Annotated in this window: 11 protein-coding genes; 4 read left to right on the top strand and 7 right to left on the bottom strand. The window is 63.1% G+C overall.

Annotation, left to right across the window (positions count from 1 at the left end):
* Nucleotides 1-79 precede the first annotated feature (79 nt).
* Nucleotides 80-1735 (bottom strand): electron transfer flavoprotein-ubiquinone oxidoreductase, encoded by a 1656-nt coding sequence (locus QZ501_RS03560; RefSeq protein WP_295717213.1) that lies wholly within the window; start codon nt 1733-1735, stop codon nt 80-82.
* 224 nt (nt 1736-1959) lie between these two features.
* Between QZ501_RS03560 and QZ501_RS03555 the strand changes: the two genes are divergently transcribed.
* The 3 genes from QZ501_RS03555 (at nt 1960) to QZ501_RS03545 (ending at nt 4170) form a co-directional block, all read left to right on the top strand.
* Nucleotides 1960-2709 carry an electron transfer flavoprotein subunit beta/FixA family protein gene (locus tag QZ501_RS03555; RefSeq protein WP_295717211.1) on the top strand — a complete coding sequence of 250 codons (750 nt, stop codon included), beginning with the start codon at nt 1960-1962 and terminating at the stop codon, nt 2707-2709.
* Nucleotides 2710-3651: an FAD-binding protein gene (locus tag QZ501_RS03550; protein WP_151439518.1), complete on the top strand. Its 942-nt coding sequence runs from the start codon at nt 2710-2712 to the stop codon at nt 3649-3651.
* A gap of 84 nt (nt 3652-3735) precedes the next feature.
* Nucleotides 3736-4170 (top strand): potassium channel family protein, encoded by a 435-nt coding sequence (locus QZ501_RS03545; protein ID WP_160898748.1) that lies wholly within the window; start codon nt 3736-3738, stop codon nt 4168-4170.
* 13 nt (nt 4171-4183) lie between these two features.
* On the opposite strand, the gene QZ501_RS03540 is transcribed toward QZ501_RS03545, so the two are convergent.
* Nucleotides 4184-5797 carry a cation:proton antiporter family protein gene (locus QZ501_RS03540; RefSeq protein ID WP_151439516.1) on the bottom strand — a complete coding sequence of 538 codons (1614 nt, stop codon included), beginning with the start codon at nt 5795-5797 and terminating at the stop codon, nt 4184-4186.
* 102 nt (nt 5798-5899) lie between these two features.
* Here QZ501_RS03540 and QZ501_RS03535 point away from each other — a divergent pair, with 102 nt between their 5' ends.
* Nucleotides 5900-7471: a cation:proton antiporter family protein gene (locus tag QZ501_RS03535; protein ID WP_160898750.1), complete on the top strand. Its 1572-nt coding sequence runs from the start codon at nt 5900-5902 to the stop codon at nt 7469-7471.
* On the opposite strand, the gene QZ501_RS03530 is transcribed toward QZ501_RS03535, so the two are convergent.
* The 5 genes from QZ501_RS03530 to QZ501_RS03510 all read right to left on the bottom strand — a co-directional run.
* Nucleotides 7468-9441, bottom strand: coding sequence for an acetoacetate--CoA ligase (locus tag QZ501_RS03530; protein ID WP_295717203.1), 1974 nt, complete (start codon nt 9439-9441; stop codon nt 7468-7470). The genes QZ501_RS03535 and QZ501_RS03530 overlap by 4 nt on opposite strands.
* A 44-nt stretch (nt 9442-9485) precedes the next feature.
* Nucleotides 9486-10376, bottom strand: coding sequence for a hydroxymethylglutaryl-CoA lyase (locus QZ501_RS03525; RefSeq protein ID WP_295717201.1), 891 nt, complete (start codon nt 10374-10376; stop codon nt 9486-9488).
* Nucleotides 10373-12382: an acetyl/propionyl/methylcrotonyl-CoA carboxylase subunit alpha gene (locus QZ501_RS03520; protein ID WP_295717198.1), complete on the bottom strand. Its 2010-nt coding sequence runs from the start codon at nt 12380-12382 to the stop codon at nt 10373-10375. Before QZ501_RS03520 ends, QZ501_RS03525 begins: the two co-directional genes overlap by 4 nt.
* Nucleotides 12375-13184, bottom strand: coding sequence for an enoyl-CoA hydratase-related protein (locus tag QZ501_RS03515; protein WP_295717196.1), 810 nt, complete (start codon nt 13182-13184; stop codon nt 12375-12377). Before QZ501_RS03515 ends, QZ501_RS03520 begins: the two co-directional genes overlap by 8 nt.
* A gap of 10 nt (nt 13185-13194) precedes the next feature.
* Nucleotides 13195-14017, bottom strand: an 823-nt coding sequence (locus QZ501_RS03510) for a carboxyl transferase domain-containing protein (RefSeq protein WP_295717194.1), incomplete at its 5' end; no start/stop codon positions are given.

The raw sequence follows: 14017 nt of genomic DNA, 5'->3' as shown, positions 1-14017 counted from the left end.
AGCACTGAATCAGCAGCGTTTTCAGTGCAACGGACATAAAAAAGGCGACCCGCGGGTCGCCTTTTTTTGTACCTACCCCTTACATATTGGGATAGTTGGGGCCACCGCCCCCTTCGGGGACCACCCACTGGATGTTCTGGGCCGGGTCCTTGATGTCGCAGGTCTTGCAGTGGATGCAGTTCTGCGCGTTGATCTGGAACTTCTTGCCGCTGCCATCCTCGGCATCCACCACCTCGTACACGCCCACCGGGCAGTAACGCTGTGCCGGCTCGTCGTAGGTCGGCAGGTTATCCCGGATGGGAATCTCCGGATCCTTGAGCTGCAGGTGGCAGGGCTGGTCTTCCTCGTGATTGGTGTTCGACATGAACGCCGAGGACAGCCGGTCGAAGGTCAGCTTGTTGTCCGGCTTCGGGTAGTCGATCTTCGAACACTCAGAGGCCGGCTTAAGCGCCGCGTGATCCGGCGTGGTGTCGTGGAAGGTGATCGGCAGGGGCCGGCGCAGGATGTTCTGCTCAAGGAAGGCGATGCCGCCACCGATGACGGTGCCGAACTTATGCATAGCGGGGCTGAAGTTGCGCTCGGAGAACAGCTCCTTAAAGAGCCAGCTGTTCTCGAACTTCTCCGCAAAGGCGGTCAGGTCGTCGCCGCCTTCAGAGCCCTTCTGGATCGCCTCGAAAACCGCTTCAGCGCCCAGCATCCCGGACTTCATGGCGGTGTGCGAGCCCTTGATCTTGGACGAGTTCAGCGTGCCCGCGTCACAGCCCAGCAGCAGCCCGCCGGGGAAATGCATCCGGGGCAGACTGTTGTAGCCGCCCTTGGTGATGGCCCGCGCCCCGTAGGATACCCGCTTGCCGCCTTCCAGGTGCTGTTTGATGGTCGGGTGCGTCTTCATCCGCTGGAATTCCTCGAACGGCGAGACGTAGGGGTTGGAGTAGGACAGGTCGGTGATCAGCCCGACATAGACCTGGCCGTTTTCCAGGTGATACAGGAACCCACCCCCGGTGGAGCCGCTCTCGGACAGCGGCCAGCCGGCGGTGTGCACCACCAGCCCGGGTTCGTGGTTGGCCGGGTCGATGTCCCACAGCTCCTTGATGCCAAGGCCGTAGTGCTGCGGGTCCTTGCCCTCGTCCAGGTTGAACTGCTGCAGCAGGTCCTTGCCCAGGTGCCCCCGGCAGCCTTCGCTGAACAGGGTGTATTTCGCCCGCAGCTCCATGGGTGGCATGTAGCCGTCCTTGTGGTTGCCCTCGGCGTCGACGCCGAACTCGCCGGTGAGGATGCCCTTGACCACGCCATCCTCGTACAGGACTTCGGCGGCCGGGAAACCCGGATAGATCTCGACGCCCAGCTGTTCGGCCTGCTCGCCGAGCCAGCGGCACAGGTTGGCCAGGCTGATGATGTAGTTGCCATGGTTGTGCATGTTCTTTGGCACAAAGGCGTTGGGCGCCTTGCGGGCACTGTCGGCGCCGCGCAGGAAGTAGATGTCATCCCGGGTAACCGGCGTGTTCAGCGGGGCACCGCGCTCCTTCCAGTCGGGGAAGAGCTCATTGAGGCTGGTCGGCTCGAAAACGGTGCCGGCGATGATGTGGGCACCGACCTCGGATCCCTTCTCGACAACACAGACGGTCAGTTCCTGCTCCGCCTCGTTGGCCAGCTGCTGGATACGGCAGGCAGCCGAGAGTCCAGCAGGGCCCGCCCCCACGATCAGGACGTCAAACTCCATCGATTCGCGTTCCACGATAGTCTCCTCAGGATTTCCAATGGGCAATCTGTGGCTTTACGTTGCCACAGGATATATCATCATGGAAATCAAACAAACGTTTGTTTGAATGACATTGAGCAATGGCATCCCGTCCCTGGAGCTATTGACCCCCTGTGGTTTTGTCGTCAGTATTAGGGCGCTTTTGCCGGGGACGCCCGCCGCATGAACATTCTAAACCCATGGCAGGAAACGAGGAATCTATGAAGGTTCTGGTCGCTGTAAAACGAGTGATTGACTACAACGTCAAGGTTCGCGTCAAGCCGGATAACACCGGCGTGGACCTGTCCAACGTCAAGATGGCAATGAACCCATTCTGCGAGATCGCCGTTGAGGAAGCGGTCCGTCTCAAGGAGAAGGGCGTTGCCACCGAGATTGTCGCCGTGACCATCGGTCCCAAGGTCAGCCAGGAGCAGCTGCGCACCGCGCTGGCACTGGGCGCTGACCGCGCCATCCAGGTCGAGACGGACGAAGATGTCCAGTCCCTGGATGCGGCCAAGATGCTCAAGGCCGTCGTGGACAAGGAAGAGCCGAACCTGGTGATCATGGGCAAACAGTCCATCGACACCGATAACAACCAGACCGGCCAGATGCTGGCCCAGCTGGCCGGGATGCCCCAGGGCACCTTTGCCTCCGAGGTCGAGGTGGAAGGTGAAAAGGTCAAGGTGACCCGTGAGATCGACGGCGGCCTGATGACCGTTTCCCTGAACCTGCCGGCCGTGGTTACCACGGATCTGCGCCTGAACGAACCGCGCTACGCTTCGCTCCCCAACATCATGAAGGCCAAGAAGAAGCCGCTCGAGGCCATCAGCCCGGCCGACCTGGGCGTCGATGTTGCGCCGCGGCTCAAGACACTCAAGGTTGAAGAGCCGCAGCCGCGTCAGCCCGGTGTCAAGGTCGAGAGCGTTGAGGAGCTGGTCGACAAACTGAAGAACGAAGCGAAGGTGATTTAAATGAGTACACTGGTTATTGCAGATCACAACAAAGGTGAGCTGGCCGGGTCGACACTCAGTGTTATCGCCGCTGCCAAGTCTGCTGGTGGTGACATCGACGTTCTGGTCGCCGGCAAGGACATCGGCGGTGTTGCCGAACAGGCCGCCAAGGCGGACGGCGTCAACAAGGTGCTCGCTGCCGACAATGACGCTTACGGGCATGATCTCGCCGAGAATCTCAGTCTGCTGATCGCGGAAGTGGGCAAGGGCTACAGCCATCTGTTCGCCTCCGCCGGCACCGTTGGCAAGGACACCATGCCGCGTGTTGCCGCCATGCTCGACGTGGCGCAGGTTTCCGACATCATCGGTGTGCAGTCCGAGGACACCTTCGTTCGCCCGATCTACGCCGGTAACGCGATTGCGACTGTGCAGTCCAGTGACAGCGTCAAGGTGATCACCGTTCGGACCACCAGCTTTGACCCGGTTGCGGCTGAAGGCGGTTCAGCTTCGGTTGAATCCGTGGAATCAGCGCACGACGCCGGCCTTTCCGAGTTCGTCAGCGAAGAGCTGGCCGAATCCGATCGTCCGGATCTGGCAGCTGCCGACGTGGTCATCTCCGGTGGTCGCGGCATGCAGAATGGCGACAACTTCAAGATGCTGGAGTCTGTCGCCGACGTTCTGGGCGCCGCCATCGGCGCGTCCCGTGCCGCCGTCGACGCTGGGTTCGTACCAAACGACATGCAGGTCGGCCAGACCGGCAAGATCGTGGCCCCGAACCTCTACATCGCCGTCGGCATTTCCGGTGCCATCCAGCACCTGGCTGGCATGGGCGATTCCAAGTTCATTGTGGCCATCAACAAGGACGAGGACGCGCCCATTTTCCAGGTGGCGGACTACGGCCTTGTAGCGGACCTGTTTGATGCGGTACCGCAGCTTGAGGAAGAACTCAAGAAGGTGGTCTGACGGAACGCCCGTATCAGGCTATGATGAAAGCCGTACCCTCCGGGGTGCGGCTTTTCTGTTTACAACGATCCGAAAAGTGGACTCATGCTGACGCAGACGCACGCAATCGCTGGCGCTGCAACACTCGTTGCGCTGATTGCCTCAGTCGTTCTCCACTGTATGGCCGCTACGGCGCTCATGCGGCGCTTTGATGGCACCAGCCTGCACCAGTCCCTATGTATGGTCCTGATGGTTCTGGGGCTTTTTGTAGCCCACGTCATTGAGATCTGGCTGTTCGGTTTGGTCTCTTGGACGCTGGCCCAGATTGAGGGTGCGGGTTCTGTAACCGGAGGCCATGTGTCCGGCGTGATGGACTACATCTACTTTTCCGCCGTGACCTATACCACTTTGGGGTATGGGGAGGTTTATCCTGTTGGCCCCATCCGTTTCATTTTTGGCGTGGAGGCGCTGATCGGCTTCATGCTGATCACCTGGTCCGCCTCCGTTACCTTTCTTCAGATGCAGCGTTTCTGGCGCTGACTGGCTGGAACGGTCAGGGCGTAATTTGTGCGACCGCCTGCTCCGCGGCTTCACGATACGGGTGAAGAATCAAGTCCACGTTCCTGTGTTTCCAGTGAATTTCGTCATCCTCCCGGAAGCTGGCAATGGCGATGCGCCCGGATCTCGCAAAAAGGGCGAGCCCCTGCATCAGAATTTCGTTCACTTCGCGCCGGGGCAGTGTGCTGACAACCCACTTCGCGGTGTGGACCGGCAGATGGGACAGGAACTCAATGTCCTCCGCGTCACCAAAGACGGCATGTATCCCCTCGGTCTGGGCCCGTTCGACCCGTCCCGGATCAATATCAACACCAATGACGTCTTCCCCGCGTTCGATGAGTTGACCGGCAATGCGTCGCCCCAGACGTCCCAGTCCAATGATGATGATCGGAGCCGCCTGCCCCTGTGTATAGTCGTCGAGTTCACGGTAGGTCAGAGTACGCTCGAACGGCGAGAGCCACCCCCGAACCCGCTCAAAAAGCTGTTCCGAGTAGAGAATCATGTAGGTTGAGGTCGTGATGGTCACGATACCGACCAGCGTCACCACACCGAGCACGTTATCGCCGATGTGGCCGAGGCCCAGCCCCATGGTTATGAAGATGATCGAGAACTCGCTGATCTGAGCCACGGTCAGCCCCGCCTTGAACCCAGTACGACGCCGATACCCCATGCCTCCCATAATGGCCATGACGATCAGGGGATTGCCGATCAGAACGAACAGGGAGAGAACCAGGGCAGGAAAGAGGTTGTCTCCAATAAGGCTCAGGTTGAGCTGTTCACCCATGTAGATGAAAAAGAACAGGAGCAGGAAGTCCCGCAGGCTCGTCAGCCGGCTTGTGATCACGTCCTTGACGGCCGTGTTGGCCAGGGAGAAGCCGGCAATGAACGCCCCGACTTCCTTTGAAAGCCCCAGGATGTCCGCTCCCGCCGCAAGCATGGTCCCCCACGCGATGGCGAACAGCATCAGCATCTCGACGGAGCGGGCCAGGCTGCGCATCAGCCCCGGAATCACATACCGCATCAGCAATGGCAGGACGACCACCATGAACACCACGCTGATGCCAAGGCCCTGAAGCGGCGGGATAAGCTGGTCATCCGCGGTGGGGATGGTGAGGTTCAGGCCCAGCATGGCGAGAACAACTGCGATGTCCTGGACGATCAGGAAGCCCATGGCGATGCGGCCATGCAGGGATTCCAGCTCGCCTTTGTCGGAAAGGAGCTTGACGATGATGATGGTGCTGGAAAAGGTCAGGGCGATGGCGATATAGAGCGCATCGATTGGGGAAAAGCCGAGCAGAAGCGTCAGACCGAAACCGATCAGGATGGTGAATGCAAGCTGACCCAGTCCCGTCGCCAGGGCCACAGGCCCCAGGGAACGCACAATCCTCAGATCCAGTTTGAGACCAACGACGAACAGCAGAATGGTGATGCCCCAGTGAGCAAGGAGGTCAATCTGTGTGTGGGCGGAGACAATGCCCAGTATGCTGGGGCCTACAATGATGCCGACCGCCAGGTACGCAATAAGCAGTGGCTGGCGCAGGAGCATGGAAAAATAACCCACAACCACGGCGATCAACAGCAGTAACGTGAACTCCTGATAGATTTCCATGCGAGATGCCTCCGTTATGATCCAGCCATCAATGCTACAATCGGGCTTTTGAGTGCGGTACCCGAAGCCCGCGTCCGTGATAATCAGGACACAGCCTAGTCAATGTTAATCGAAGTTGTCTCTCTTTCATTTGCGTTTGTTTTCGGTCTCATGGTGCGCCAGGTCGGTCTGCCGCCTCTGATTGGATTTCTCGCCGCCGGGTTTGCGCTCAACCTTTGGGGGCAGGCATTTGGGCTCCCGCCCCAGGCAGGGCCGTTCCTGGATCATGTGGCGCATCTCGGCGTCCTCATGCTGCTGTTCTCGGTCGGGCTGAAGCTCAAGATCCGGCATCTGGTGGAGCCGGCCGTGGTGGGTGGCGCCATCCTGCATTTCATGATCAGTGTCGGCATCCTGGGAACAGGAATCCTCTATCTTCTGGAGATCAGCACGGCGAATGCGCTGCTGCTGGCAACCGCCCTGGCATTCTCCAGTACCGTGCTGGCGGCCAAGGTTCTGGAGGCCAAGGGGGAGCTTCGCTCCTTCCACGGGCGGGTAGCCATCGGCATTCTCATCCTGCAGGACCTCATCGCCCTTGTGGTTCTGAGCGTGGCCGGTGGGCAGACACCCTCGCCCTGGGCCCTGGTGGTGCTGGCACTGCCGCTTCTGCGCCCGGTCATGCACTGGCTGATGGATGTAGCCGGGCACGAGGAGCTGCTGGTTCTGATGGGCGTGGTCCTGGCGGTTGCTGTCGGGGGCTATGGCTTTGAGGTGGTGGGACTCAGTCCGGAGGTGGGCGCCCTGGCAATGGGCGTCCTGCTGGCGAATCATCCCCGGGCCCAGGAGCTGTCCCATTCCCTGTGGGGGCTGAAGGAAATCCTTCTGGTCGGTTTTTTTCTGCAGATCGGTATGTCGGGTCTTCCGGACCAGCAGGCGCTGCTGTTCGCGCTCGGCATGGCGCTGTTGCTGCCCCTCAAGGGCATCCTGTTCTTCTTCCTGCTCATTCTTTTCCGCCTGCGCAGCCGCAATGCCTTTCTGGGGGCGCTCAGCCTGATGAGCTACAGTGAGTTCGGGCTGATTGTGGCTGCCAGTGTGCTTGAGGCCTGGCTGGTGCCCCTCGCGATTACAGTCGCGGTCTCCTTCCTGGTGGCGGCACCGCTCAACCGCATCGCGCATCCGCTGTTTGACCGGATGGAGCCCTGGCTGAGGCGGTTCGAGCGGTCCAGTGATCACCCGGACCAGCAGCCGCTGTCACTGGGCCAGGCGGACATCCTGATTGTTGGGATGGGGCGCACAGGGCAGGCGGCGTACACCGCTGTTGGTGCAGGTGGACTCACCGTTGTGGGCATGGACGCGGATCCGGACAAGGTGGCAAACCAGTGCACCCGGGGCCACAACGTGGTCTACGCGGACGCCGAGGATATCGAACTGTGGCAGGGGCTGGACCTGGAGGGCCTGCAGGCGGTCATCCTTGCCATGCCACACCTGGAGGGGAAACTGATCGCAGCCCGCAACCTCCGGAAGATGGGGTTCACCGGTCCGATTGTTGCCAATACCTTCCATGACGACGAGGCGGCACCGCTGCAGCGAGCCGGCGTTTCCGAAACCTACCAGGCCATGGCCGGCGCCGGCATCGGTATCGCGGACAAGACCCGCGAGGCGCTCAGCACAACTCACGCGCCGCCTGCGGGCGCCTAGTCCCGCAGTTGCGCCAGATTCCGGAAATGGTCCAACGCGTTCGGGTTGGCCAGCGCCTCACGGTTCTTCACGGATTCACCGTGGATCACGTTGCGCACCGCCAGCTCCACGATCTTGCCGCTGAGCGTGCGTGGAATGTCCGGTACCTGGATGATTTTCGCCGGCACATGGCGTGGTGTGGTGTTCTCCCGGATAACGTGTCGTAGGCGCTCGCAGAGCTCATCGTTGAGCGCCACGTCCTCGCGGAGTCGCACGAAGAGCACGACGCGCTGATCGTCACCCCATTGCTGGCCCACGGCGATGGATTCCAGGACGTCATCCAGTTTTTCGACCTGACGGTAGATCTCGGCGGTTCCGATGCGTACCCCACCCGGGTTCAGTACCGCATCCGCCCGGCCGTGGATGATCATGCCGCGCTGGGCGGGGGTGTCCTCTGTCGCCGGGTGTTCGCGGATTTCACCAAAGTCTCCGTGGGCCCAGGTGTTGGGGAAGCGGTTGAAGTAGGCGCTGTGGAAGCGCTCGCCCTCAGGGTCGTTCCAGAAGCCGACCGGCATGCAGGGAAAAGGCGCGCGGCACACCAGTTCGCCTTTCTGCCCGGCCACCGGCTGCCCCTCGTGGTTATAGATGGCTACGTCCATGCCAAGGCCCAGGCACTGGAGTTCGCCCCGGTAGACCGGCAGGGTCGGGTTGCCGAGGGCGAAGCAGGAGACAATATCGGTACCGCCGGAGATGGAGGACAGGCAGACGTCCGGCTTCACGTCCCGGTAGATGTAGTCAAAGCTTTCATGGGCCAGAGGGCTGCCGGTGGAAAGAATCGCCTTCAGCGGGTCCAGGCCGTGGGTCTCCGCGGGTTTCAGGCCCTGTTTCCCGCAGGCGGCGTAGTATTTGGCGCTGGCACCGAAGACGGTAATGCCGTGTTCCTCGGCCAGGTTCCAGAGGACCTCCGGCGTGGGGGCCATGGGCGAGCCGTCGTAGAGGACCGCGGTGGCGCCCAGGGCCAGGGTGCTGGCGAGCCAGTTCCACATCATCCAGCCGGTGGTGGTGTAGTAGAAGACCACGTCGTCCGGGCCTACATCGGTGTGCAGACCCAGCTCCTTGAGATGCTGGAGAAGGGTGCCGCCGATGCCGTGGACGATGCACTTGGGCGCGCCGGTGGTGCCGGAGGAGTAGAGGATGTAGAGCGGGTCGTCAAAGGCCATGGGGGTAAACCCGGCGGCGGGTTCGGCCATCAGGGCGTCCTTCCATCCGACGGTGTTGGCGGCCTCGTCCCAGGGGCAGTCGGGCTGGTTGTCGATCCGGATCTGAACGGAGAGGCTGGGGAGTGCGCCTGCGAGCTGTTCGACGCGCTCGCGGGTATCAATCGCCTTACCGTTGTACTGGTAGCCATTGACGGCGATCAGGGCCCTGGGTTCGATCTGGCCAAAGCGTTCCAGCACACCCTGGAAGCCGAAGTCCGGAGAGCAGGAGGACCATACGGCGCCCAGGCGGGCGGTGGCCAGCATGCCGATGATGGCTTCGATGCCGTTGGTGATGAAGGCGGCAACACGATCGCCCTTGCTGACGCCGTGTTCCTGGAGGGTGCCGGCGAGGCGGGCGCTGTGTTCACGCAGTTCGCCGTAGGTCATCTGGCGGCCGCGGCCGTTTTCGCGTTGCTCGATAAGGGCGACACGGTCGGGTTCGCCGCGCAGAAGGTTTTCGGCAAAGTTGAGGCGGGCGCCGCCGAACCAGGTGGCGCCGGGCATCTGGTCGCCGTTCTCGAAGATGCGGCGGGCCTGGTACTGGCCGCGGACGTCGAAGTATTGCCAGATGGTTTCCCAGAATGCCGCGGGGTTGTCGATGCTCCATTGGTGGAGGCTCTGCCAGGTGTTACCCGGTTGATGGCCCTGGGTCTGGAGCCAGTTGTGGTAGTGGGTGATGCGGGCGTTCTGGATTCGTTCCTGTGACGGTTGCCAGATTGGGGCTTCAGTCATGGGTTGGGTTCCTGGGTTGTTTTGGCGCTTGTCTGCCGCTCAGCTTAACATTGCATCGCCTGCGCGACTTTCGAGGGTGTACGTCGATCAAGTCTGTGGCAGATGTCGTTGCCGATGCGGCATACCGCCTCGAGGTCGACGCCGGTTTGCAGGCCCTGGCCTTCAAGGAGGTACAACAGGTCCTCGGTGGCGAGGTTGCCGGAGGCGCCTTTGGCGTAGGGGCAGCCGCCGAGGCCGGCGGCGGCGCTGTCGAAGGTGCGGATGCCGCGTTCGAGGCCCTGGAGGACGTTGGCAAGGGCCTGGCCATAGGTGTCGTGGCAGTGCAGGGCGAGTCGCTCTGCCGGCACGAGAGGGAGGACGGCATCCAGGATGGCATCGATTTCCCTGGGCCGGGCGACGCCGGTGGTGTCGCCCAGGGAGATGTCGTCGCAGCCGAGCCCCAGCAGGCGTTCGGTGACGTCGGCGACGGCCCCGGGCTGGATTCGGCCGGCGTAGGGGCAGGCGGCGATGGTGGAGATGTAGCCGCGTACGCGGAGGCCGGCGTTATTGGCCGCTTCAATCAAGGGGGCGAAGCGCTCGAGGCTTTCGGTGATGCTGCAGTTGATGTTTTTCTGCGTGAACGCATCGGAGGCGGCGGTGAAGACGGCGATGCGGTCCACCCGGGAAGCCAGGGCAGCGTCGAGGCCTTTCTGGTTGGGGATCAGGGTTTCAACGGAAAGACCGGGGCGCCGCTGGATGCCGGCGATGACCTGGTCAGTGCTGGCCATCTGGGGAACCCATTTCGGCGAGACGAAACTGCCGGCCTCGATACGGTTCAGGCCGGCGTCGGCGAGGGCGTTGAACCAGCGGGCGCGGGTTGTGGCGTCGACGGGCGTGCGTTCGTTCTGGAGGCCGTCGCGCAGGCCGACTTCGACGATTTCGGCATGGTCGCTCATGGGGTGTCTCCGTCCGGTTCGAAGGCGAGCAGGGTCTGGCCGGAGCTGAGGCTGTCGCCTTCACTGCAGTAGAGTTCCGTGACCGTGCCGTCGGCCGGGGCGGTGATGGTGTGTTCCATTTTCATGGCTTCCATGACCACCAGCGGCTGACCCTTGTTGGCCCGCTCGCCAGCGGCGCAGTGCAGCGCGACCACGCGCCCGTGCATGGGGGCGGTCAGGTTGCCGGTGTCCGCTTCGGCCAGATCCATTTCCGGGTGGTTAACCCGCACGGTCCAGGCTTCGCCCTCGGCAAAGAGCGTCACCCCTGCCGGTGGGCGGCTGATGGCGGTGAGGGACAGTTCCCGGCGGCACCGTCCGGGGGATTCCATCAATACCGTGCCCTGATGGCCCCGGCGGTGCCAGCGCAGGGTCGGGGGGTGATCGGAGAGGCCCCGGACCCGGACCTGATGCCAATCGCCGGTCCTGAGCTGGAGGGCGTATTCCAGGGTATGGCGTTCGCCGTGGTGGACTTCCGCCCGCTGCCACGGCTCGCCAACGAGGCGCCATCCGGTGAGGGCGTCCCAGGGGTCGGCTGAGGCGGTTTCCGGCTGCTGGAGCCAGAGCCAGCCCAGCAGGCCCAGTGCCAGGGCGATTTCCCCGGTTATTGCTGGCTTTACCAGATCCGCTTCATGTTGTTCCACAAAATGTGTCTGTAGATCGCTGTTAATGAAAGAGTCATGGTCCAGTATCCGGCACAGGTAGCCGATATTGGTGGGGAATCCGCCCAGATGGTAACGCATCAGGGCCCCGCGCAGGCGGCTAATGGCGGCGTGGCGATCCGTGCCATGGGTGATGACCTTGGCGAGCATGGGGTCGTAATGGTTTGAGACCGTCAACTCCTGGGCAATACCGGAGTCAATGCGTATGCCGGCCATGTTTTCGGGCTCATCCAGATACTGGATGCGGCCGCTGGTCGGGAGGAAACCCTGGTCCGGATCTTCGGCATAGACGCGCGCTTCCATGGCGTGGCCGTTGATCGCCAGCGCCTCCTGGGGCCAGGGGAGGGGGTCGCCCAGGGCGATGCGGATCTGCCACTCCACCAGGTCCAGGCCGGTGATGGCCTCGGTGACGGGGTGTTCCACCTGAAGGCGGGTGTTCATCTCCATGAAGTAGAAGCGGCCGTCGGGCCCGAGCAGGAACTCCACGGTGCCGGCGTTGCGGTAGCCGATGGCGTGGGCGCAGCGCAACGCGGCGTCCGCCATGGCGTCACGCGTGGCCTGGGTGAGACCCGGGGCCGGTGCTTCCTCCAGGATTTTCTGGTGGCGGCGCTGGATGGAGCAGTCACGGTCAAACAGGTGTCGGCCGTTGCCGTGGTGGTCAAACAGGACCTGGACTTCCACGTGCCGGGGCTGGTCCACAAAGCGTTCCAGCAGAACCTGGTCATTACCGAAGGCGGCGCTGGCCTCGCGCTTGACGCCATCCAGGGCGTTGCGAAGCTCACTGAATTCACGCACCACGCGCATGCCCTTGCCGCCCCCGCCGGCGCTGGCCTTGATCAGCACCGGAAGGCCAATCCGGCGGGCTTCGGATTCCAGGTGGTCCAGGGACTGATCGTCGCCGTGGTAGCCGGGCACCAGTGGTACGCCGGCATCTTCCATCAGTCGCTTGGCGGCGGTTTTGTCGCCCATGGCGGCAATGGCGTCGGTGCCCGGACCCACGAACCGGATGCCAGCGTCCTCGCAGCGCCTGACCAGCTCCGTGCTCTCGGATAGGAAGCCATAGCCCGGGTGGATCAGGTCGGCGCCGGTCTCCCGCGCAGCCCGCAGGATGCGTTCCGGGTCCAGGTAGGATTCCCGGGCCGGCGCCGGGCCGATGGCGACAGCCTGGTCCGCGGCGGCCACGAATGGGGCATCACGGTCCGCCTGGGAATACACGGCCACGGTACGCAGGCCCATGCGGCGGGCGGTGCGGATGATGCGTGCAGCGATCTCGCCCCGGTTGGCGATCAGCAGGGTGAGGTCATTCATCGGGGCTGGCCTCCTGCCAGGCGGGGGTATCCTTTTCCAAGAAGGCCCTCAGGCCCTCCTGACCCTCGGCGCCGGTGCGGACCCGGGCGATCATGGCGGCGGTGAACTCATCCACGCCCTCGCCAGCAGCCGGATCATCCAGCCGGCGCAGCAGGAGCTTGCACTCGGACTGGGCCTCAGGCCCGGCCTGCATCAATTGCCCGGCAAGCGCCTCGACCCGGTCATCAAGCTGTGCCGGATCCGCCAGTTCGTGGATCAATCCAAGCGACCGGGCCTGTTCCGCCTCGAGCAGCTCCGCGCTGAGCATGTAGCGCCGTGCCTGGCGCTGCCCCAGGGTGCGCACCACGTAGGGGCCAATGGTTGCCGGTACCAGTCCAAGGCGCACCTCGCTCAGGCAGAAACGGGCATCGGTGGAGGCGATGGCAATGTCGGTACAGCAGATCAGCCCCAGCGCACCCCCGAAAGCGGCGCCCTGGACCCGGGCCAGCGTGGGCTTGGGGCATTCGTCCAGAAGGCGCATAAGGCGGGCCAGCGCCTGGGCGTCCTCCCGGTTCTCTTCCGCGCCCATGGCGGCGGTGGAGCGCATCCATTCCAGGTCGGCGCCGGCGGAGAAGTGCTTGCCCTCGGCCGCCAGCAGAACAGCGCGTATTTCATCGTCACGTGCTGCCGCTTCGATGGCGCTGCTCAACTCCGCGATGATACCCGCATTGAAGGCGTTGCGTTTGTCCGGGCGGTTGAGTCGGATGCGGCGCAGTCCTTGCCGGGGTGTGTCGACGAGCACGGCGTTATCGATATTATTCATCTGGGGCTCCTTACATCCGGAAGACGCCGTAGCGGGTGTCGGCCTCGGGGGCATTGAGCGCGGCGGAAAGGGCCAGGGCAATTACCTCACGGGTTCTGGCCGGGTCGATGATGCCGTCGTCCCAGAGCCGGGCGCTGGCGTAGTAGGGGTGCGACTGGCGCTCGAACTGTTCGACCACCGGCTGCTTGAAGGCGGCTTCGTCCTCATCGGACCAGGTCTCCCCCTGGCGTTCGATGGCGCCGCGTTTTACATCCGCCAGCACTCCGGCAGCCTGTTCGCCGCCCATGACAGCGATGCGCGCATTCGGCCACATGAACAGGAAGCGTGGTTCATAGGCGCGACCGCACATGCCGTAGTTGCCGGCGCCGAAGCTGCCGCCAATGATGACCGTGAACTTGGGCACGCTGGCGCAGGCAACGGCATTGACCAGCTTGGCGCCGTGGCGGGCGATGCCGCCCTGTTCCGCCTCGCGTCCAACCATGAAGCCAGTGATGTTCTGCAGGAACACCAGCGGGATGCCGCGCTGGCAGCACAGCTCCACAAAGTGCGCGCCCTTTTGGGAGGACTCCGAGAACAGGATGCCGTTGTTGGCGATGATGCCCACGGGCATGCCGGCCCAGTGCGCGAAACCACAGACCAGGGTAGTGCCGAAGCGGGCCTTGAACTCGTCAAACTCAGAGCCATCCACCAGCCGGGCAATGACCTCGCGGACGTCATAGGGCGTCTTGAGGTCCGTGGGCACCACGCCGTACAGCTCGTCGGCCGGGTAGAGCGGCTCGCGTGGCTCGCGGCGGCGCAACCAGTCCCCTTTGTGCCAGTTGAGGTTGGCGATG

It is taken from the genome of uncultured Halovibrio sp. (assembly GCF_913056445.1).
Classification (GTDB): Bacteria; Pseudomonadota; Gammaproteobacteria; order Pseudomonadales; family Oleiphilaceae; genus Halospina; species Halospina utahensis_B.
This window is presented reverse-complemented; position numbering and strand designations above follow the sequence as displayed.